The 21,060-nt window shown below is 36.6% G+C and carries 25 protein-coding genes and 1 pseudogene; 11 read left to right on the top strand and 15 right to left on the bottom strand.

Features of this window, described 5'->3' with window-relative positions:
• The coding region (locus tag CWATDRAFT_RS33645; RefSeq protein ID WP_157134083.1) for a 1-deoxy-D-xylulose-5-phosphate synthase N-terminal domain-containing protein at positions 1-146 on the bottom strand (146 nt) is incomplete at its 3' end.
• Between the two features lie 469 nt (positions 147-615).
• On the opposite strand from CWATDRAFT_RS33645, the gene CWATDRAFT_RS13615 reads away from it, so the two are divergent.
• Positions 616-2,100, top strand: a complete 1,485-nt coding sequence (locus CWATDRAFT_RS13615) for an IS1380-like element ISCwa5 family transposase (RefSeq protein ID WP_007305545.1) — start codon at positions 616-618, stop codon at positions 2,098-2,100.
• A gap of 193 nt (positions 2,101-2,293) precedes the next feature.
• Here the strand turns inward: CWATDRAFT_RS13615 and CWATDRAFT_RS13610 are convergent, their stop codons facing one another.
• The 3 genes from CWATDRAFT_RS13610 to CWATDRAFT_RS13600 are packed head-to-tail and all read right to left on the bottom strand — an operon-like array spanning position 2,294 to position 3,738.
• Positions 2,294-2,656, bottom strand: a complete 363-nt coding sequence (locus CWATDRAFT_RS13610) for a L,D-transpeptidase (RefSeq protein ID WP_007305544.1) — start codon at positions 2,654-2,656, stop codon at positions 2,294-2,296.
• Between the two features lie 44 nt (positions 2,657-2,700).
• Positions 2,701-3,144 carry a hypothetical protein gene (locus tag CWATDRAFT_RS13605; protein WP_007305543.1) on the bottom strand — a complete coding sequence of 148 codons (444 nt, stop codon included), beginning with the start codon at positions 3,142-3,144 and terminating at the stop codon, positions 2,701-2,703.
• A 39-nt stretch (positions 3,145-3,183) separates the two neighbouring features.
• Positions 3,184-3,738 (bottom strand): L,D-transpeptidase family protein, encoded by a 555-nt coding sequence (locus CWATDRAFT_RS13600; protein WP_007305542.1) that lies wholly within the window; start codon positions 3,736-3,738, stop codon positions 3,184-3,186.
• Between the two features lie 423 nt (positions 3,739-4,161).
• On the opposite strand from CWATDRAFT_RS13600, the gene CWATDRAFT_RS13595 reads away from it, so the two are divergent.
• Complete coding sequence (locus tag CWATDRAFT_RS13595) at positions 4,162-4,605, top strand: Hsp20/alpha crystallin family protein (RefSeq protein WP_007305546.1); 444 nt, start codon at positions 4,162-4,164, stop codon at positions 4,603-4,605.
• Between the two features lie 150 nt (positions 4,606-4,755).
• Here the strand turns inward: CWATDRAFT_RS13595 and CWATDRAFT_RS13590 are convergent, their stop codons facing one another.
• From CWATDRAFT_RS13590 to CWATDRAFT_RS13550, 9 genes and pseudogenes are all read right to left on the bottom strand, one after another.
• Complete coding sequence (locus tag CWATDRAFT_RS13590) at positions 4,756-4,968, bottom strand: DUF2267 domain-containing protein (RefSeq protein ID WP_007305541.1); 213 nt, start codon at positions 4,966-4,968, stop codon at positions 4,756-4,758.
• Positions 4,969-5,018: 50 nt separating this feature from the next.
• Positions 5,019-6,582: pseudogene (locus CWATDRAFT_RS13585) on the bottom strand (glycoside hydrolase family 3 N-terminal domain-containing protein).
• 74 nt (positions 6,583-6,656) lie between these two features.
• Complete coding sequence (gene rbfA, locus CWATDRAFT_RS13580; RefSeq protein WP_021831272.1) at positions 6,657-7,046, bottom strand: 30S ribosome-binding factor RbfA; 390 nt, start codon at positions 7,044-7,046, stop codon at positions 6,657-6,659.
• 129 nt (positions 7,047-7,175) lie between these two features.
• On the bottom strand, positions 7,176-7,700 hold the full coding sequence (locus CWATDRAFT_RS13575) for a hypothetical protein (protein WP_232287098.1): 525 nt from the start codon (positions 7,698-7,700) through the stop codon (positions 7,176-7,178).
• A gap of 80 nt (positions 7,701-7,780) precedes the next feature.
• Entirely contained in the window at positions 7,781-8,443 is a 663-nt protein-coding gene (locus CWATDRAFT_RS13570; RefSeq protein WP_007305537.1) for a class I SAM-dependent methyltransferase, read from the bottom strand.
• 75 nt (positions 8,444-8,518) lie between these two features.
• Entirely contained in the window at positions 8,519-8,737 is a 219-nt protein-coding gene (thiS, locus tag CWATDRAFT_RS13565; RefSeq protein WP_007305536.1) for a sulfur carrier protein ThiS, read from the bottom strand.
• Between the two features lie 6 nt (positions 8,738-8,743).
• On the bottom strand, positions 8,744-9,784 hold the full coding sequence (locus CWATDRAFT_RS13560; protein ID WP_268742298.1) for a thiamine phosphate synthase: 1,041 nt from the start codon (positions 9,782-9,784) through the stop codon (positions 8,744-8,746).
• A gap of 105 nt (positions 9,785-9,889) precedes the next feature.
• A complete protein-coding gene (locus CWATDRAFT_RS13555) occupies positions 9,890-11,062 on the bottom strand; it encodes a transaldolase (RefSeq protein ID WP_007305534.1) in 1,173 nt (390 codons plus the stop codon).
• Positions 11,063-11,220: 158 nt separating this feature from the next.
• The gene (locus CWATDRAFT_RS13550; protein WP_157134082.1) at positions 11,221-11,487 is read right to left on the bottom strand and encodes a hypothetical protein; all 267 of its coding nucleotides are present in this window, start codon (positions 11,485-11,487) and stop codon (positions 11,221-11,223) included.
• A gap of 235 nt (positions 11,488-11,722) precedes the next feature.
• Between CWATDRAFT_RS13550 and CWATDRAFT_RS13545 the strand changes: the two genes are divergently transcribed.
• Together CWATDRAFT_RS13545 and CWATDRAFT_RS13540 are read left to right on the top strand one after the other, a co-directional pair.
• Complete coding sequence (locus CWATDRAFT_RS13545; RefSeq protein WP_007305547.1) at positions 11,723-12,523, top strand: hypothetical protein; 801 nt, start codon at positions 11,723-11,725, stop codon at positions 12,521-12,523.
• 202 nt (positions 12,524-12,725) lie between these two features.
• Positions 12,726-13,553: a COP23 domain-containing protein gene (locus CWATDRAFT_RS13540; protein WP_007305548.1), complete on the top strand. Its 828-nt coding sequence runs from the start codon at positions 12,726-12,728 to the stop codon at positions 13,551-13,553.
• Positions 13,554-13,719: 166 nt separating this feature from the next.
• Here CWATDRAFT_RS13540 and CWATDRAFT_RS13535 read toward each other — a convergent pair whose 3' ends face one another.
• Positions 13,720-14,445: a nuclease-related domain-containing protein gene (locus CWATDRAFT_RS13535; RefSeq protein WP_042711509.1), complete on the bottom strand. Its 726-nt coding sequence runs from the start codon at positions 14,443-14,445 to the stop codon at positions 13,720-13,722.
• A 292-nt stretch (positions 14,446-14,737) separates the two neighbouring features.
• On the opposite strand from CWATDRAFT_RS13535, the gene CWATDRAFT_RS13530 reads away from it, so the two are divergent.
• The 7 genes from CWATDRAFT_RS13530 (at position 14,738) to ygfZ (ending at position 20,257) form a co-directional block, all read left to right on the top strand.
• A complete protein-coding gene (locus CWATDRAFT_RS13530; RefSeq protein WP_042711508.1) occupies positions 14,738-15,652 on the top strand; it encodes a S1 RNA-binding domain-containing protein in 915 nt (304 codons plus the stop codon).
• A gap of 267 nt (positions 15,653-15,919) precedes the next feature.
• Complete coding sequence (tsaE, locus tag CWATDRAFT_RS13525; protein ID WP_007305550.1) at positions 15,920-16,402, top strand: tRNA (adenosine(37)-N6)-threonylcarbamoyltransferase complex ATPase subunit type 1 TsaE; 483 nt, start codon at positions 15,920-15,922, stop codon at positions 16,400-16,402.
• A gap of 14 nt (positions 16,403-16,416) precedes the next feature.
• On the top strand, positions 16,417-17,127 hold the full coding sequence (locus tag CWATDRAFT_RS13520) for a hypothetical protein (protein ID WP_007305551.1): 711 nt from the start codon (positions 16,417-16,419) through the stop codon (positions 17,125-17,127).
• Between the two features lie 9 nt (positions 17,128-17,136).
• A complete protein-coding gene (locus CWATDRAFT_RS13515; RefSeq protein WP_007305552.1) occupies positions 17,137-17,928 on the top strand; it encodes an ABC transporter permease in 792 nt (263 codons plus the stop codon).
• 42 nt (positions 17,929-17,970) lie between these two features.
• Entirely contained in the window at positions 17,971-18,780 is an 810-nt protein-coding gene (locus tag CWATDRAFT_RS13510; protein WP_007305553.1) for an energy-coupling factor ABC transporter ATP-binding protein, read from the top strand.
• Positions 18,781-18,783: 3 nt separating this feature from the next.
• A complete protein-coding gene (locus tag CWATDRAFT_RS13505) occupies positions 18,784-19,173 on the top strand; it encodes a hypothetical protein (RefSeq protein WP_007305554.1) in 390 nt (129 codons plus the stop codon).
• Positions 19,174-19,195: 22 nt separating this feature from the next.
• The gene (ygfZ, locus tag CWATDRAFT_RS13500; protein WP_007305555.1) at positions 19,196-20,257 is read left to right on the top strand and encodes a CAF17-like 4Fe-4S cluster assembly/insertion protein YgfZ; all 1,062 of its coding nucleotides are present in this window, start codon (positions 19,196-19,198) and stop codon (positions 20,255-20,257) included.
• A gap of 533 nt (positions 20,258-20,790) precedes the next feature.
• Here ygfZ and CWATDRAFT_RS39800 read toward each other — a convergent pair.
• The gene (locus CWATDRAFT_RS39800; RefSeq protein WP_232287096.1) at positions 20,791-21,057 is read right to left on the bottom strand and encodes a hypothetical protein; all 267 of its coding nucleotides are present in this window, start codon (positions 21,055-21,057) and stop codon (positions 20,791-20,793) included.
• Positions 21,058-21,060 lie beyond the last annotated feature (3 nt).

Genomic DNA, 21,060 nt, shown 5'->3' with positions numbered 1-21,060 from the left:
ACCACCCCTAAACCAGGGCCGAGGTGTCCTCCACTAGCAGCAATGGTCTGTAAATGCTTTTCTCGAATTTGACGGGTAACGTCTTCTAATTGTCGAATTGATAAACCATGTAGCTGATTAGGATGAGTAATATCGCTTAAATTCATCGAAAATTTTTGTTCCCAAACCCCGTCCCTTCAGCAAGCCAAGGGACGGCTTTACAATCCCCTAACGGGGGCGAGTTTTGAAACACCGACAAGGCCGAGATCGCAACTCCTATCGTTGTATACTATTTTGACATCTTAGGCTCGGCTTTTTCATGGTGAGGCTGGGGACAAGAAAAAAATTAGGTGCACCGTTGATTGTCAACAGTTTCCCGATTCACAAATCTGCGATCGCCAAACACAGAAGCCTTACAGGAAGTGGGTTTGAACAGAGCGATCGCAGATTTCCCCAACCAACAGTCTGTTGTCAGATTTTAAGTTAAAATCAACCCGAATTAGACAAAGATGAAAAGATAAATCAATCACTCATTTTTCCAAAAAAATTATTAATAAAATCTCTAATAGTACTAGATTGTTAGAATAAAATATGCTATAATTTAATTATTAAAGCAATTTACCTTAAACTGATTTAATGAGTCCCAGTCATCCCCGAACCCCTCGTCAAGTAATCAACTTTAGTAAACAGAAAGGAAAAGAAATAATCGCTAATTTTGATGGGGGACTAATCACTTCAGATGCGGGGATTGTCTGGATAGCTGAGTTGGATAAAAAACTGGGAATTACCGAGAAGTTTGGTAACTGTTTTCAAGATCATCGTCATCAATCTTATGTAGATCATTCCGTTCATGAGTTATTAGCACAAAGGCTTTATGGAATTATTTTAGGCCATGAAGATGTCAATGACCATGATAAATTACGTCACGATCCTGCCCTTAAGATCGCTTTAGAAAAGCTTAATGAACTTGAAGATAAAAAGGGATGGTTAGCTGGAAAAAGTACAATTAATAGATTGGAATATTGTCCTGAGACTATTCTCGACCAAAAAACGAGTCGTTATCATAAAATAGAACCCAACTTTGAAGCCATTGAAAAATCTTTTGTCGATTTTTTTTTAGAGTCTTATAAAAAACCTCCCTTAAGTATTATATTAGATATGGATGTCACGGATGACCAAGTACATGGTAATCAAGAAGGGGCATTTTTTAATAGTTATTATCACGGAGTATGTTATGCTCCTTTATATATTTTCTGTGGGCATCATTTATTAGTTGCTAAACTTCGTTCATCTAATGTAGATCCAGCCGATGGAGCCTTAGACGAATTACAAAGAATTATCGGACTAATTAGAGAAAAATGGTCAGAGACTCATATCCTAGTTAGGGGTGATAGTGCCTATGCCCGTGAAGAAATCTTCTATTTTTGTGAAAATCAGCCTTTAGTTGATTATGTTATAGCTATGGGAATAAATGGCGTTCTTAAGTTACGAGCGGATGATGTAATTGAAAAAGCCAAACATGAATATGAAAAAAAACTAGCTCCAATAACTGAATTAATGGATAGTTTATTTCAGAAAAAAGAAGATTTAGAAGAAGTTAAAAAATTAGTACCAATTTCTACTTGGTATCGCTCTATTCGTTATAAAACAGAAAAGTCATGGAGTTGTCAAAGAAGAGTAGTGACAAAAGTTTGTTATGGAAGTGATGGCTTAAAAATGCGCCATGTGGTGACATCCTTGCCCGCTTCAAAAATTCCACCCTCAAAACTTTATACAAAAAAATACTGTCCGAGAGGCGAGATGGAAAATCGGATTAAAGAACAACAATTAGACTTGTTAGCTGATAGAACTTCAACTCAAACATTTCAAAGTAATCAACTAAGATTATGGATACATTCCTGGGCTTATGTTCTCATAAATGCTTTTCGTCAACACTGTTTAAAAAAAACTTCATTGGCTAAAGCAACTGTGGGAAGAATACGTCTAAATCTTCTTAAGTTGGGAGCCAGAATAAAGATTAGTTGTAGAAGAATTATTATCGCTATAGCTAGTGCTTGTCCTTATCAAGATATTTTGTCTATTGCTAACAAAAGAATTAAAACTATTCCTAATACTGGATAAGTAGAATAAGTTGTTTTCTAAAAAAGATATCTATCATAAGTTGTTGACTGACTGATACTTTCATTTAGTCTTATTTATAGTGGAGAAAATCAAAAGTTAATATAATTATTCCCTCTTAAACTCAATTTTTGGATAATCAAAGTCAATTTTTTTATTCATCTATATTCAAAATTTCTATTAGTCCTAAAAATTATCATTTTTCATCTCTGGATTGGGCTTTCAAATTAATTTGTGAGAAATCCGGGGTTAGGGCAATACATCCTTCAGTGCCATCTTCCCCGTTAGTTTTTTGGAAAGATGGGTCATAATGAATCCCTAAAGCGTATCTTCCCGTAGGAAATAGGGGTTCAATGGGGAGAAACCTCCCCCCAACTTCGGGATGAGTTCCGGCCACCACTCCACTCCCTACCTGATATTGACCGTCTGGTAGTGGTGCTTCTGTACCTGATTTGTGGCGATTTCTGTTTTGACTTTCAGCACGCCCTGTAACGGTTTCATAGGTTGCCATTAGGCGACCATTGGCATACAGTCGTAATTCATAAAGAGGGTTTCCCATGGTGTTAGGTGATTTCTGATAAAGGAGATCCCTTACGATCCCCCCTAACCCCCCTTAAAAAGGGGGGAATAATTGGAAAAGCAGGTATATTCAAGTGTGGAAATCACCTTACGGGTATTAGTGGGGGTCAAGGTCATGTAGCTACCTTGAGCAACCTGTGCATTTTCGTAGAGTTCCACAGGAGTTTGTGAATGATAGTTGTCTGGCGGTTGGGGAATATTCGGTTCTCTTTGGCCAAATTCAAAGTTTTCTTCATAGCTAGGTTGGTTTTTCTCGTAACCGGAAGGGTTCACAGGAATTGGGGTTTTTAGGGATTTTTCCGGGTTAATCCTCCCTGACCATTCCTCGTTAATTTCTTGGTTATTTAACTTAACGGTATTCTGATCTTCTCTATTGTCCAAAGGTTGTTCTTGTTGTTGTTGACCATGAGAAACATAGGCAAACATCACAACACAACTTAATAAGGCTAATGTCAGTTTAAATCTCATAATTAAATCCCCGTTTTTATCAAGGCGAAAAGACTATATCTATTGAATGTCAACAATCAATAATTGAGGTTTATGAGTCTCAACAAAACTTAATAACGTAGCAAAATTTTGGCGAGAACTCAAGCCAATACAACCGGCGGTTCCATCCTCTCCATTACCCTTATTATAGCTTGGATCATAATGAATGCCCAAAGCAGTTCTACCGGTAGAAAATCGAGGATAAACTGGTAAAAAACGTCCCCCCACTTCTACCAAGGTTCCGGGGACACTGTGGGAACTAATACCATAATTTCCATCGGGTAATGGTGCTTCTGTCCCTGCTTGATGTCGGTTTCTGTTTTGGGTGAAATGACGACCAGCAACGGTTTCAAAGGTATATAATAGTTGGCCTTGATGATACACTCTGAGAAAATAAATGGGGTTTTTTTGTTGATTGCTTATCCCCGATGGCACCAAATGTAAACAGTTATTACAAGGTTGTGCCATCTTATAAGCTATAGGTTGGGTTTCGGCACTGACAGTTAAACTATTAGTCGTTATTAAAGGGGACAACAAACCTAACACAAGGGAAGAAAATAACCAACGAGTCATCATGTTCAATTCCTTAAATTTTTATTAGCAAAACTTCATATTCCAAACAAAATCAAAGAACTAGCTTGTTAGGAACTACCTCAAATTAACCGCTAAATCTTGTTAGTCTGGAACCCACACATTTAATGAACAAATGCGCTTGTTAAATAACTCTCACACCCATTGCTAACTATCAATGTATATTTAATTTATGAATTAGCTAGGATTCTTTCTTTTTTTTTATGATTCTCTAAACCCACCCTACCCTCAATAGTGGGGAGGTTAACTAATTATTACTTTGGAGAACTGACCCATTGGTTTAATTGTCATAGGGTAAACTACACCCTTCTGGGTCGAATAAACCGTATTGTCTAAGAATTTTTTTGGGTTAAGATAAAGACAAGAAAGAAAAAAACAAGCGATAAGAACCATTAGGAGATAACAATCATGGCACTTTTACGTTATAACCCTTGGACAGAAATGAATGCTTTACAACGTCAAATAAATCAACTGTTTGACGACGGTGTATTAACTACTTCAGAACGGGGTTTAAAAGAAGCAATTTTTGCTCCTTCTGCCGAACTTTCCGAGACAGATGAGGCAGTAATGCTGAAGTTAGAACTTCCTGGAGTTAAAGCAGAAGATGTAGATATTCAAGCTACAAAAGAAGCTATCTATATCACTGGGGAACGGAAAAAAGAAACGAAATCGGAGGAAAACGGTGTTACTCGCAGCGAATTTCGTTATGGGAAGTTTTCTCGTTTTATTGGATTACCTGCTCTGATTGATAATACTAAAATTAGCGCAGAATACAAAGACGGAATTCTTAACTTAACTTTACCCAAAGCTGAAGAAGAAAAGCACAAAGTGGTTAAAATCACTTTAGGTTAGTTTGATAGGATGGGTAAGGTTAAAAATAGTATTACCCATCCCATATTTGTTTGTCTTTGAGAAGTTAAAGAACGAATATCAATAATGTAGGGGTCAACGGCCGTTGACCCCTACAAAAATATGGCTAATTAAGGATAATTCCTGTTAGAATTAAGCAGTTTTCCAAATTTCTTTGATATCATCGGGTAATACTGCTTCTATTTCTTTTCTCATTGCATCAGATAATTTCTCTTTTGTGGCAGAGAAAACTGCTTTAATAACCTTAACACCATCGGTTTCACGGGGAACACCCCCCTCCTGTTCAATGCGTTTTAAAAAAGTAGATGGTGGGTTACGACGAATGTTTACTTTTCTTTCTATCACCTTAATTATAGCCGTCTAACCCACCCTAGTAATGATAATGATTAATTGTTTTAAATAAAAACATCTCCTAAGTTTTGAGATATTTCTCTTAATTCTGCTGTTGATAAATTAAACAATTTTTGACAAGCCATCCCCTGACTTTCTGCCATTTGTCCGTAGGAAAACACCCAGGGTAAGTCTAAACTTATTTCTGTTGTAAACCAATCCAAAATATAAGGACTTCCATAAATAATTAAACCTTTAACTATTGATTTTTTAAGCAATTCATGATAAGAGTTTTTTGTAGTTTCATTAAATCCTGCATTACCCCGAAAAGGATTACCTCTAATGAAAATTTGTAATAAGGTTTCTCTATTATCTTCTAATACATTATTAAAGGTATTCTGATCCACTAACTGTAAGTCATAGCCCAATAAATTAGGAATTGTAACCGTTGGCATTTGTCTATCTAAAAAGTCTGAATTTAAAATGTCATCAACAACAATTAAATTTCGTTTCCCTGTATTATATGTTACTTCTAAAGGTAAATATTTACTAGTTTTTAGGGAATCTCTAAGAATATTTCTTACTGTTTCTCTATCTTCTTTTTGAGACAATTGATAAATTGATATATTCTGGTGTTGAGAATTAAATATTTTTTGTTTTGCTCGCCAAATTCTCTTCAGAGATTCATCTATTCTTGCCACAGTTAATCTACCTGATTTAACAGCATTATAAACAGAGTTAATAGCTATTTCTGGGTTATCTGGCATTAATAAAATATCTGCACCTGCTTCCACTGCTTTCATTGCAATCTCTTCAGCATCAGCAAATTTTGCCACCCCTCCCATAATCAAAGCATCGGTAACAATTAAGCCGTTAAAGCCTAATTTTTCTCGTAATTTATCTGTTAAAATAGCCCTAGATAAAGTAGCAGGATTCTCTTTATCCCAGGCATCGATTAATAAATGTGCCGTCATCACACTGTCAACATTTGCGTTAATTGCTGCCTGAAACGGAACTAATTCTAAGCTTTCTAATCGTTCATTATCATGACTAATTATAGGTAAATCTAAATGAGAATCACTGCTAGTATCACCATGGCCAGGAAAATGTTTTGCTGTAGTTAAGGCCGGATAATTTTTTGACCCGGCAATAAAGGCTTTTGCTAACTCACTAACCACTTTAGGACTATCAGCAAAGGAGCGAATATTAATGACAGGATTATCAGGATTATTGTTAACATCAACAATAGGACTTAATATCCAATTAATACCCATTGCTAATGCTTCTTGTGCCGTGACTTTTCCCATTTGATAAGCATAGTTTACTGCTAATGGTAAATCTGATTTAGCAATTTCTCCTAACGCCATAGGTGGAGGAAAATAAGTTGCACCACTAAACCTTTGTCCTACACCTTCTTCTATATCGGCTGCTATAAAAAGAGAGGATTTTTGATAATTGTTGTAGCTGTTGGGTTCGTAATAATAATTCTGCTGCACTTCCCCCTAATAAAATAACCCCACCTAGATTTAAAGTTTCTAACCAATGAGATAATTGAGAGTTAGAAGCTTCCCAAATGGGGTAACGAATTTGATGATCAAACAAATAACCAGAAGCACGAACCACGATCATTTGTCCAATCTTTTCTTTTAAGGTAAATTGAGTCCAATCAGGTAATAAATTAGTCACAGAGATTCATTATTTTGTTAATCTTCTGCATTATAAGACTCATCTTCCGGAGGGATCGTTTCTCGAATTTCGTCAAGAAGATGGAGCATTTTATCACCTCTTTCGATACCATGATCCTCAAAAAATGTCACTTCTGGGGCGCGTCTTAAACGGATACGATGTGCTAATTCTTTTCTCACATATCCTTCTGAAGATTTTAAACCCTCCATAGTTTCAATTTTCGCTTCTTCTGTGCCGTAGATGCTGACAAAAATTTTGGCGTGTTGTAGATCCCCGGAGACATATACATTGGTTACACTAACCATACCAGAACCAACACGGTCATCTTTGATATCAAACAGAAGCATTTGAGAGATTTCACGTTTTATTAACGAGGAAACGCGAGAAACCCGACGACTATTAGCCATGTTCGCCCCCTTTCTTTTACTAATGTGGGCAATATTTAGGGTTTTATTAACCACTATCTAGATAGTATAGCAATCAAAACTACTTTTGCATCTAGGTTTTGGGGAAACTAATTTTAGCCGATTACCTCTTTACTTTGAATCTGAGTAACCTAGCAAAGTTAAGGTATTCAAAATTTCGATCACCCCTCGCGCATCTTCCCTCGCATTTGAATTAACTGGTGTGTAAAGCTCTTTAAATAAACAGTTTTCAGCCATACCAAATACCGATCGCATTTCATGATCAACAATCTTCCATTCAGAATTATAAGTAAGATAGCGAGCTTTAAGAATCATTCCTTCAGCCGGTCCTCCCAAATTACAACGAGCTATGCTCTCTGAAGGTTCTTGAATACCTCCTGAAAGACTGTCATAGCTAAAAGTACGCCGTAATGTCTCCAATCTTCTATATAATGGCTCAGGTACTTCAATGGATTTTCCATCTATTTTTAGTGAAAAGCTATCGTCAATAGATGTGGAATTAGGATCAATATCATTGCCATAAAACTGAATTTCTCTAGTTGTGGTTTTATCAGATTTGTATTGAAGATTCAACAATAATATTTCCTCGGCCTTGACAACATTGGGGAACATCGCCAAACAAGAAATCACGATCATATTAATATATATCAAGAACTTCATGGTCTTAACCCAGATTAAATTTTCTCTTATTTCAACTGTTTAATTATAGACTATCTTTATTTCTTTAAAGCTAAGGTTAAACCGTCGGCAATGGGAAGCATACTTAACACAATTCTGGGATCTTCATGCAATTTTTGATTAAAGTTTCTAATTTTTTGGGTGCGATTATCTTTGACATCAGAATCAGCAACTTTTCCACCCCATAAAACATTATCAATGGCGATTAATCCCCCAGGTTTAACTAACCATAGTGCTTTTTCATAATAGTTATCATAATTACTTTTATCGGCATCAATAAAGGCAAAATCGAAGGTGTTATTTTGTCCTTCTGCAATTAGTTGCTCTAAGGTTTCTAAGGTAGGGGCAAGACGTAAATCAATTTTATGAGCAACCCCTGCTTTTTCCCAAAATTGTTGGGCTATTTGTGTTGTTTCTTCGTTAACGTCACAGGCAATAACTTGACCATCTGATGGCAAAGCTAAGGCAACTACTAAGGCACTATATCCTGTAAAAACACCAATATCTAGGGTTTTTTTTGCCCCCATTAACTGCACTAATAAAGCCATAAATTGACCCTGTTCCGGTGCAATTTGCATTATAGCCATCGGCTGCTTTTCTGTTTCCTCCCGTAGCTGCTTTAAGACCGCAGTTTCTCTAACAGAAACCTGTTGTAAATACTCGGATAAGTTTATATCTAATCCCAATGTTTTATTAGCCATTTGAAACCTCATTAATTATTAATTATTAATTATTAATTATTAATTGTTAATTGTTAATTGTTAATTGTTAATTATTTAACCGCCTCCAACAATAGTAACAATTTCTAAGCGATCGCCTGTTTTTAAGATAGTATTTTCCCAGTATTGCCTATGTAAAATCTCTCCATTGTATTCAACGGCAATTAAACGAGGATTAAGTCCCATTGCTACTAAAAATTGAGGTAAATTGTTTCCAGATGAACAAGTTTTTTCCTCGCCATTCACTTGTAATTTAACTATCTCGCTAGTATTCATTGCTCATTATCCCTTTAATTTTTTCAACAATTTTGCTGTTGTTTTTTGAGGATTATCTGCTTCCATAATAGCACGAACCAAAGCCACTTGAGTTGCCCCAGATGCTATTAATTCAGTAACATTATGCTCATCAATTCCACCAATAGCAAACCAAGGAATAGGAGAATGTTGTGCCGCGTATTTAACATAGTCCAAACCTGCTGCTTGTTTATCGGGTTTAGTGGGAGTTGCATAGACGGGGCCAACGCCAATATAGTCGGCTTTTTCTGCGATCGCCTTGGCCATTTCCTGGGGGTTTGTGGTGGAACGTCCGATGATTTTATTCGGGCCTAAGATTCTTCTTGCTAGGGATATGGGGATATCTTGTTGTCCTAAATGAACCCCATCTGCATTAACTTCTAAAGCAATATCTGCCCGATCATTAACAATAAACAAAGCATCATATTTGTGGCATAATTCGGACAATTTTTGCGCCATTTCTAAGCGAATGATATCATCTACATCTTTCTTTCTATATTGAACCAAAGTTAAACCGCCTTGTAAAGCAGATTCAACAGTTTTCAACAGATTTTTTGTGGAGGAAGTTACTAGATATAAAGAGGCATTTATTAACTTTTTGTAACGATAAGATTGTAATAATTCACTTTCTAAGATATAAACTTGATAACGAATTTTCTTAAAAGCATTGCCCATATTAGGATCATAGAGTTTGCCGTATTCTTCTAAGACTCGTAATGCTTCTTGAACCCGACATAAATTTGCTTGCAGAAGTTGTTCTATATTCTCTCTTATTGCTTCTTGAGGATGGGATAAATCCGTTCCTGGATCATTAATAGTATCTCTAGCCTTACGTAAGTCTGATGTATGCCAATGGGCAATTTCTTGGCGCATTTGCTTACATTTATCTGTACAATCGCTATTTTCTAAGCCTAAGCGGCACCATTCTTCAACAACTCTTAAACCTTCCCTAGCCCGATCTAAATTAGCATCTAAAATGCGAGCAATTGCTAAATTTTTATCCATATTTTTTTGAGCTTTTTTAGCCAGAAAAGTAGCACAAGCATCTTGCTTGTAAAAATGCTTAGAAAAAGGTGCGAATTTATTAAAATAGCGCACCTTCTCCTATTACTAATTACCAGTTAAAACCAGCAATTAAGCTTCAACTAAACAAATAGCAGCCCCTAAACCTGCGGCCATTTCTTCGGGGGTAATTTTACCATCGTGGTTAATATCAATAGCATCAAAAACGACATCGGTTCCTGCCCATTCTTCACGAGTAATGAAACCATCGCCATCTAAATCATAAACTCGGAAAATATCAGCAGCAGCGTTATTAACCCGTGTTTCTCCTTCGATGCGAGTTAGTCGCTCTTTGAGCATTTCTTCTAAAGTTTCTAAGGCTTTAGTAAACCCTTTGATGCCTTCATCTAGCTTTTCATAAGCCATTTTATCTTCTTGGTGCATCTTATCAAAAATTGCTTTATCCATAGCAATTTTTGCGATATCCATCTTAGCAGCCGCTTCAGGATCTAACTTACGAGGTAAAGTTTCTTCGGTGGAATTTAACTGATCTAATAACTTAGGAGAAATAGTTAATAAATCGCAACCAGCCAACTCACAAATTTCGCCTATATTACGGAAACTTGCCCCCATAACTTCGGTTTTGTGGCCAAATTTTTTGTAATAATTGTAGATGGTGGTAACAGACATTACTCCAGGATCTTCCGTCGGAGCGTACTCTTTTCCTGTTTCTTTTTTGTACCAGTCTAAAATACGACCAACAAAGGGAGAAATTAGAGTAACATTAGCTTCTGCACAAGCTACGGCTTGGTGCATTCCAAATAGTAAAGTTAGATTGCAGTGAATCCCTTCCTTTTCTAAAACTTCCGCTGCTTTAATACCTTCCCAAGTAGAGGCAATTTTAATTAAAATGCGATCGCGGGAAACCCCTGCTTTTTCGTATTCAGAAATTAGATAACGAGCTTTTTCCAGAGTTGCCTCAGTATCATAAGATAAACGGGCATCTACTTCTGTTGAAACACGGCCTGGGATAATTTCGAGAATTTTTAACCCAAAAGCAACCGCTAAACGGTCAAAAGCCAGGGTAACAACTGCTGACTCATCGGCATCTTTCCCTAACTCTTTTCTAGCAGTCTTTAAAGTATCATCCACAATGGACTGATATTGTGGCATTTGGGCTGCTGCGGTAATTAAAGAAGGGTTAGTTGTGGCATCACGGGGGGTAAAGGTTTCAATGGCTTGAATATCCCCTGTATCAGCAACAACAACGGTAAATTCTCTCAATTGTTCTAATAATGTTGCCATATTTACTCCTTAAGGATAAAGGTAAAAATTTCAAAATCTACGCAGATAACTTAAGCTTAATCAACCTTCATGCTATCTCCCTAAAGATATCAGCTACATTTTATTTTCTGGGATAATTTCAGAAATTCCTAATAATTTATCCTTTTTTTTTAGCTCAATTAAGATTCTATTCTCAGATTTGCACCGGTTTGATCAGTACGATAAGCCCAAGTGGTTTGGCCATCAGTGGCAGTAACGCGCCATCCTTCCACTAAAGCTTGGGTACAGAATTCATCGGGGCCAGCTAACCCTAGACAACCATCAGGCCAAGTGTTAGGCTGTGTTTCTTTTACCTCTAGCTTATCGGCACTAATAGCATTATTTTTAGTGATATCATTAAAAACAGCATCAATCACTGCTTGGGGGATTTCGGTGTTATCATTCATAGTTTCTTGACTTATTGTGGGTGATTCAGTAGTGGGTTGAGAGTTATTGGAGTCGGGTGGGGACTGACACCCCCAAACAGTCATAACAATAACCAAACAACAGTAGAGAAAGAAATTTCGCATTCAGTCCTCCTTAAAAGAGTCAGTCTATAAAAATTCTCCTAATGAATAGCATATTTTGCTGACACTTTTGGGAATTCTTAATATATACTAGAGCCTACCCTCACGATCCCTTATGTCTTCTTCATGGTTTTCTCGTCAACCACGACTACTTGCACAAAACACAGAAAATTCTGCCTCATCTCCTGTAACCGCTTCTACAGGTTCTCAGACTTTTGGTGGACAACTATGGATGATCAGTACCATCAGTCTTTTAATTATCCTTTCTATTGTAGTTGCTTATGGTCAATGGCAACTCAAACAAAGCAAAAAAGCCTTAAAATTTGAAAAGTTCAAAAGTAGGGATCTCAAGAAAAAGTTAAAATTAGCTCTCGTTACCATCAGGAAAATGGAAGGGAACCCCGATCTAGTCCATGCGAGGGAGTTCAACCTAGATTATTTACGAATGCGCATGGATGAAGAGGTCTTTCATTATGTGGTGGTTAATCAGATTAAAATGAAAGTGACTCAATTAGTTGGTGCCGCCTTACGTCCGAGTACAGATAAAGTACAGGCCGGGGTTATTGCCGGGGGACGGAATATTGATGAAAGTTTTGATGTCACCTACGAGGTGGAAACCCAAGAAGGAAAATGGAATAGAGGGGTATTATTTCGCATTTCCATCAAATTGATTAAATTACCAACTCAGTCAAGTGGTGCAACGGTTACTCAAATTATAGAATGTGTGGAAAACTTCTTAGCTCCAACGACTAATAATGAGAGCTGGCAACCAGCTATACAAGGACAAGTGGTTTTAATCAGTTGGGACCAAAAAGCCAAACCAACTCCTTTATTGGTCATAGAACAATCAGAAGAAGGATTGAATATTACTCGGAAAAATCCTGTACCTTCTCATCGCAGTTCATCCCATCACTAATTATTGGTTCAGAAACATTGCTATAGCAGAATAGAAAAGCTAAAAAAGTAGAAATAAGTGGAAATTTAGGGAAGTCAATTGTTCACTTAAAAAACTGTCATATTTACTTATCCATCATCTGGTTATTGCCCTTAAAGTTGAAACAGTTGTAGATCAACATCGTCATCATAATTATTCAATGAACAAATAACTATTCAACCAGATGAAAACCTTAATTAAAGCATCGGGATGTGGTTTAGGACTAATAATTCTTGTTTCTGCTTCTGCAGTTAATGCTAACCCCTTATTTGACTTTCTTAGAGACTATAGAAATTATCAAACCCCAGACCCTCAAGATTATGATTATAACGTAGCACAACAAACCCCCGACGATATCATTATCGATACCAACCCCCAGACAACTCCCCCACCTCCTCCTGTCAATACCGGTTCTAGTGATACTCGTTTTGACTGTCAATATCATGAGGGTAGATATAAGGTCATGTATCGTCCTCAGTCTCAGTCGATGGAACCCTATCCTTGGGCGATCCCTAGTAATATGGGAGATGGTTGGACTGCAGAACGTCGTTGTAATGAAATCAGTCGCCGTTTAGAAATGTATCGACCCGATGGCCTCTTAGAATTAAGAACTGGTCAAGAAAATAACTACGATACCATTTGTGTCACCACAGAAGTTGATCCCCGTTGTCGCATCGTCTTGACGGTTCCCCCCGGAAAAAATCCAGAAATTACCCGTGATCAAATCTTTCAAACCCTAGTAGCAGCAGAAGACGGACAATACACCCAAGGAGTTAACGCTTTTACTGGGGGTAGTGGGATCGGCAACCCCCTCGGCCAAATTCTCAACGGAACCATCCCACAAATAGGTCAACCTTCTTCTCCTCGTTCTAACGGTATTAACTTACGTCCTTTCTTGGATGCGACTGATGGGGGAACCGGAGAAAAATTAGAAACCAGTCCTACTACTCCCACTAACTCTAACCAACGTCCTTCTAATTCTCGCACGTTAAACCCTAATCTTTTTCGATAAGATAGAAACAGTCCTCAAGATGGTTTATCTTGAGGACATAAATAATTTTATAGCGTTTCAAGTGGAGGACACGGATGGCGAAGCGTCTTCGCCATCGTGAGATGTCCGTGACCCGCCTTTCATCCCGACGCTGACTTCGTACAGCGCGGGGCTTCTCGGCGGTAAGCTAATTTCGTTGGTGTAAAATAGGGGCAGGTTTTTTTGAAGGCTTTTTTGGGATAGGAGAAAAAGGGATTTTTAGTTCAACAATTAGTGTGGCAATTTGCTGTATTTGTTGTAAATTTAACTTATTTTCTTTGTGGGTTAATAGTTGTCTAAGTTCGGCTAGACAACGACAAACCGGAACAGAGCATTCTCTTACTTTTAGCCATTTTGCTACCGGAAAAACCACTGGAGCCATTACCAAGTCGCTATTAAATCCTGATAAAGAATGATTAAGCCATTGCTGGAACATTTTTTTATGATATACACTTTGTTGTGTAGGACTGTTTTCGATAGGAATCCATTTATTCCTTTCTCTTCGCTTCCAATTATCTCTATAGGCAGTCCATGAACCTTTCCAAGTTTTGACTTCTATAAAGAAAACACCTGGTTCTCTAATTAATAATAGATCAATTTCTGTTAGTTTCCCTTTAGTAGTTGGAATAAGTGCATTTTTTAGCATAAACCAATTTTCGGGTAAAGAGATAGCCAACATTGATACTAAATTTTCTCCTATAGTTCCTTTAACTTGATTTTTCATTTGTTCAAACTGAAATAATCCTGCACCAAAGGCTCCTAAAACTCCACCCCCCAAGCTCTCATTTACCCCTTGACGTTTAGCTGTCACTTTTCGGTCAATTTGTCTATCAAAGTGTTCTTTAAGTAGTGGCGATTGCTTCAGTATTTTCATAATTTTTTGCGAATAACTATCCGAAAACCACATCGGCTCAAAATTGGTCATGGTTATCTTACTTATAATTCCCACATTGGAATTAAAAAGAGCAATTGCCATTCAGATTAAAAGGATAAAGAGCGTTTTTTGTGGTGAAGTTAACGAAACAGAGAAAAAGGAGATTGGGTTAATTGAATCTAGAAGAGAAATGATTCATTTTTCCAACCATTACCAGAGACTTTGCAGGTTATAATTAATCATGGACTCGACACTATGAGTCCTTATGAGTATTTACCTACCTTTAACGATCATGACTTCAGACTCCGCTGCCCCCAAGGGTTCTCAAATTTCCTTTTCTATGGATGACTTTACTCAAGCCCTTGATGACTACGATTATAAATGCGAAAAAGGCCAAGTGGTTCGGGGGAAAGTGATACAACACTCCGATGATGGAGCTTATGTTGATATCGGCGGTAAATCGGCCGGGTTTGTTCCCATCAATGAAGTTGATTTAGAGTCCCGTCCCGACTTAGCTGAAATTTTACCCATTGATGAAGAAAAGGAATTTATTGTTATCAGCGAACAAAACGCCGATGGACAAGTTAAACTATCCCGTCGTCAACTACAACTCAAAGAAGCTTGGGAAAATGTGGAAGAAATAGCTGAAATGGGTCATTCTGTACAAATGCGGGTAACTCGAACCAATAAAGGGGGTGTAGTTGGTGAAGTAGAAGGGTTACAAGGGTTTATTCCGCGATCGCATCTCATGGAAAAAGAAGATTTAAACGGTTTAGTGGGACAATTATTAACCGCAACTTTCCTAGAAGTTAATCAATCCACTAATAAATTAGTTCTCTCCCAACGTCGGGCGATCGCAGCAGCGAGAATCGATAAATTAGAAGTTGGTCAATTAGTCAGTGGAAAAGTTGCCAGAATTCAACCCTATGGTATTTTTGTCGATTTTGAAGGGGTTTCTGGCCTATTACATATCACGCAAGTGAGTGGTTCCCGTGTGGATGATTTAAACCATGTGTTTAAATATAATCAAGAAATTAAAGTAATGATTTTGAGCATTGATGAGTATAAAAATCGTATTGCTTTATCCACTAAAATTTTAGAAAATCATCCAGGAGAAATAATTGAAAATCTTGAGGAAGTTATGAAAACTGCTGATGCAAGAGTCGAACAAGCTAGGGAAAAAATGGAAAAAGAAGAACAAAATTAGAGCCTTTTTTGAGGCTGATTTAAGTCAAATTTTTGGTTGCTTATCAGTCGTATTGGTTATGTCACTACATACATAAGTGACCAACATTGTTTATCAATACCACTGATTTGAATAACTATTTTTTGATTCGTGGCAACCTGAGTTCGATATAAAGAAGTTTCTAGAAAGCTGACTCAAATGAGAAGTATCAAACCCTTATTCTCCCGTTAAAAAAATCATAACTCCGAACTCCGAACTCCTAACATCGAACTCACGTTGGTAATAAAGATGATGACTCTCTCTAATGTTTTAATGTTAGCCAATTTTGAGGCTACAAAAGCCCTTGGACAGAAATTAGGTCAAAATTTACCTGAAAGGTCTGTTTTGTTGCTTAAAGGGGACTTAGGTGCTGGGAAAACTACCTTAGTACAAGGCATAGGAGAAGGTTTGGGTATTACTGATGCCATTGTTAGTCCTACGTTTACCCTGATCAATGAGTATCATCAAGGCCGTTTACCCCTGTATCATTTAGATTTGTATCGTCTCGAACCGGAAGCTGTGGCAGAATTATATTTAGAACAATATTGGGAAGAAGGAGAAGCATTACCGGGTATTACCGCTATTGAATGGCCAGAAAAATTATCTTATCTTCCTTTAAATTATTTACAGATTCAATTATCTTATAGTGAGGGTACAGGTCGTCAAGCTATCTTACAACCTGTTGGTGACTTTTGTGTTAATTTAAGTCCCATTGTTCAACCCTTTCTCTAAACTTTATTTTCAATATGTTTTTTCAGAAAAATAAGTTAAAACTTAAGGCTTTTTCTTGTGTAATAATATTGACAGCATTTTCTAAAATAGCTGTTCCTGTTTACAGTCAAACAACTGATTCTAGTTCCGAAAATCCCCTGGATCTGCCCCCAGAAATTATTAATAATAGTCCGGTTTTACAACGATGGATGAAAAAGGTGCCTAACGTTTTAGAAGAGATTAATCATGATCCTAGTTTTCGTACTAGAATAGGCATAGGATATGCAGAATTTCCCTCTACTCAACACGATGGAGGTATTAATATTTCTGTCAATGATATTTTTATTGGTCGCACTGGTTTAACTATTAGTGGAGACTATGAAACTTCTTTTGGTAAACGGGACGCAGGAGGGGTTAATTTACAATATTATGTATTACCTTTAGGTTATTATGTTAATGTTGCCCCTGTGGTTGGTTATCGTTCTATCAGTACCAATAATTATTCAGAAGATGGGGTTAATATTGGAGGGAAAATAATCTTTCCTTTATCTCGATCTGGTACTGCTGATTTGTCTTTTTCTCAAACCTTTATTTCTCCTGGTGATGATGATGAAGTAGGGGTGACTAATGTTTCTTTTGGCTATGCTATTACTAAACAAATTCGCCTAGCAACAGAAATTGAAAAGCAAAATTCACGGGTGAAAAAAGATAGTCAGTTTAGTATAATTATAGAATGGATGCCTTAAAGTTTCAACATGAAAAAAATTATCGTTTATTTGAAAGTTTTAAAGTTATTTTGGTCAACTGCGATCGCAGCAGAATTAGAATATCGCTTAAATTTTTTAATTGCTGTCTTTAGTAGTTTAACCAGTTTAACAGGGAGTATCTTTACTTTATCTTTATTTTATCGTACCAACTATACTTTTCCTGGATGGAGTTGGAATGAATCTTTAATTGTTTTGGGAATGTTTACCTTATTACAGGGAATTTCTGCTACATTATTAGTACCTAATTTGAATCGTATCGTCGAACAAGTACAACAAGGAACCCTCGATTTTATTCTACTAAAACCCATTAATAGTCAGTATTGGTTATCCCTCAGAATTCTCTCTCCTTGGGGCTTTTCTGATATTCTTTTTGGTTTATTTATTATCATTTATGCCTGTTTTCAACTAAACTTAAATATTCCTAATTATTTCTTAAGTTTAATAACAGTGGTGTGTGCTACCATTAGTTTGTATAGCATTTGGTTTATGTTGGGGGCTACCAGTATTTGGTTTGTCAAAATTTACAATGTAACAGAAGTATTAAGGGGGCTATTAGAAGCAGGAAGATATCCCATTTCTGCTTATCCTGCTGCCTATCGAATATTCTTTACCTTAGTGGTTCCTGTTACCTTCTTGACAACAGTTCCGGCTGAAACCTTACTGGGAAGAAATCAAGGAACATGGCTGTTGTTTTCAGGGTTATTAGCTATAGTTTTGTTGATAGTTTCTCACTGCTTTTGGCAATTTGCCTTAAGATTTTATACCAGTGCTTCTAGTTAAGTTATCCTAAATTTAAGTGAGGGAATTTGTTACTATTTAATTATGCACCATAATCCAGTATACATCAAAAATCTTAGTCATCGTTATCCTGATGGGAACTTAGCCCTTGATAATATTAATTTATCAATTAAAGCTAATGAAAAAGTTGCCTTAATTGGTGCAAATGGTTCGGGAAAATCTACCTTACAATTTCATTTAAACGGTATTTTCTTACCTCAAACTGGAGAAGTAAGCATAGGAGAATGGACAATTAATGATAAAAATTTAGTTCATATTCGTAACTTTGTGGGTGTAGTATTTCAAAACCCTGATAATCAATTATTTATGCCCACAGTTTGGGAAGATGTCGCCTTTGGTCCGATGAATAAAGGAATAAAAGGAAATGAATTAAAATTAACAGTAATTGAAGCAATGGAAGCGGTTAATATTGAGCCACATCTCTATGGTGATCGTAACCCAGATAACCTTTCAGGGGGAGAAAAAAAACGAGTAGCGATCGCAGGTGTTTTGGCCATGAACCCCCAAGTATTAGTGTTAGATGAACCCTCGGCACAACTAGATCCTCGTTCCCGTCGTCAACTGATTAATTTACTACATAAATTACCTTTAACTCTCTTAGTAGCAACCCACGATCTTGATCTCGCTTGGGAACTATGTGAGAGAACTATTATATTAAGTAAAGGAAAAGTAGTTTATGACGGAAAAACTGATAGAATTATGAGTGACCATACCTTTCTAGAGAAACACGCCTTAGAAGCACCTTTAAGCTTCAGTCGTGCTTATTGTAACCTAGAAGATAGACCGAATTTAACCCTAGCAAATAATCATCAATTGTCCCTTATTAGTGATTAATTAATGAAGCCAACTTTTAAGAATACTATAGACTGGGAAAAAGCCGATATACTAATGCAACCTGCTTTTATTCGGGTTATGGATAACCTTCGTAAAGAACTAGAAAAAACAAATTTAGTGGCTACTTATGAAGACATTCAAGAACCCTTTCCTGGTTATCAGTTAATCTTAACTAAAGAGAATAATTCAGTTAGTATAAGTATTTGGGAGATTTGTTTTCAAGTTTGTTTTACAGATTATCAATTTTCTTCAAACAACTCATCTCAAGCTAGTATAATGGTAGAAATTGATGAAAATCTTTTTAACGGAGATAATGAAATTAATTGGCAGCAACTAGAAATAAAAACACAACAAACTATCCAAACTATCATCAATAACTTCCCTAAAATTTGAAATAGTAACTTCAAGAAAAATTATGTTACAAGAATTAAGAGAATTACAAAAAAAATCCGGTGCTATCTTAACAGAAGACGAAAGCATTATTGAAAGTTTTGGCAATGATAGTCAAGGTTTTAATAGTGCTGATAATGACGTGGTAATTTGCGATCGCAGTCATTGGGGACTATTACAATTAACTGGAAGCGATCGCTTAAGGTTTCTCCATAATCAAACTACCAATAATATTAATAGTCTGCAACCTGGACAATTATCTGATACTGTTTTTGTCAATTCTACAGGAAGAACCCTAGATTTAGTAACCGCTTATGTTACAGAAGATAGCATTTTTTTATTAGTTTCTCCCAACCGTCAGCAATTTTTATATGAGTGGATGGATCGTTATATTTTCCCGATGGATAAGGTAGGAATTAAGGATATTTCTGATAAAAATGCAATTTTTACCATTATCGGTTCTGAAGCTACTACCAAGTTAAATCAAGGGGATATAGCTAATAATGCTATAACTGAATTATCCCCCAATAACCATAAATTTGTAACAATTAATGATGAGAAAGTTCTTATTGGTGAAGGGACTGGTTTAAAGCTGCCTGGTTACACATTAATTTTTCCAGAAAATCAAGCTAAGACAGTTTGGGAAACATTAACTAATTTAGGAATAATTCCCGTAGGCGATCGCGTCTGGGAACAACTAAGAATTAAACAGGGACGGCCTTATCCAGATCAAGAATTAACAGAAAATTATAACCCCTTAGAAACTGGTTTATGGTCAACTATTTCCTTTGATAAAGGTTGTTACATTGGACAAGAAACCATCGCTAGATTAAACACTTATCAAGGGGTTAAACAACGTCTCTGGGGTGTGAAATTAAATCAAGAAGTCAAAGCAGGAAATACAGTTACACTAGATGATAAGAAAGTTGGGATTTTAACCAGTTCTATACAAATAGAAGATGAATATATTGGCCTAGCTTATGTTAGAACAAAAGCAGGAGGAGAAGGATTAAAAGTTACTATAGGAGAGGCTATCGGGGAATTGATAGCTGTCCCATTTTTAAGCCATGAATATTATAAACCCTGAATCAAATACATGAACAATTAAAGTTCCAATTGAATTATCTATTGGGCAGGACATAATAGTATTATGTCCCTACGAATACATTCTTGTAGGGGTTTAACACTGTTAAACCTCACGGGGTGACAAGCCCGTTAAAACCCTGATTGAAAGAGGGTTTCAGCCGTGGCGATCGCTCTATAAATTGTCAAAAACTAGAGGGCTTATTGAGAATAAACAATAATGATAATCATTCTTGCCGTGTGTGTGGGGGGGAGGACGGTGTAACCCTCCTCCCCCCCACAGGGTTGATGCTCAAAATCAACCCCTTGGGCAATATTAGTTTTTATTAAATAATAAAAATTGGTTTATTTTGGATAGTTACATCTAAAATAAATCATCTTCCACTGGTTATTTTATGTTAAGATAAAATAGGGGAATTAAGCCGTCTTATCTATTATGGACATGGCTTGTAACCCTTTTTTATAATTGTTGAGTTTCTGGGGATTATTGCTCATCATAATTGAAATAAAATCAGAGCAAAATTCCCAAGCGTGAATCTAAAGAGAGCCATAAAGTCCTATCCAAAAATTACTATGTCTTCGGTCACGTCTTGATTTTTCAGTTAGACTAGCAATATATTTTCCTTGATTGGTTTGTCGAAATGTTTTGCCTTTTAAAGAAGTAGCAGTGTAAGCGATCGCTATTAATAAAATCAAGGAATTTAGTCGTTTATTATTGGCTTTACTTCCCTCCAAATTATAACCCCCTGTCTTACAATCCTTGAACATAGCTTCAATACCTGCCCTGGCTCGATAGACTTTCAAGAC

The organism is Crocosphaera watsonii WH 8501, from assembly GCF_000167195.1.
Taxonomy (GTDB): domain Bacteria; phylum Cyanobacteriota; class Cyanobacteriia; order Cyanobacteriales; family Microcystaceae; genus Crocosphaera; species Crocosphaera watsonii.
Note: the sequence above shows the minus strand (reverse complement) of the source record. Positions and strands in the feature narration are given on the sequence as shown.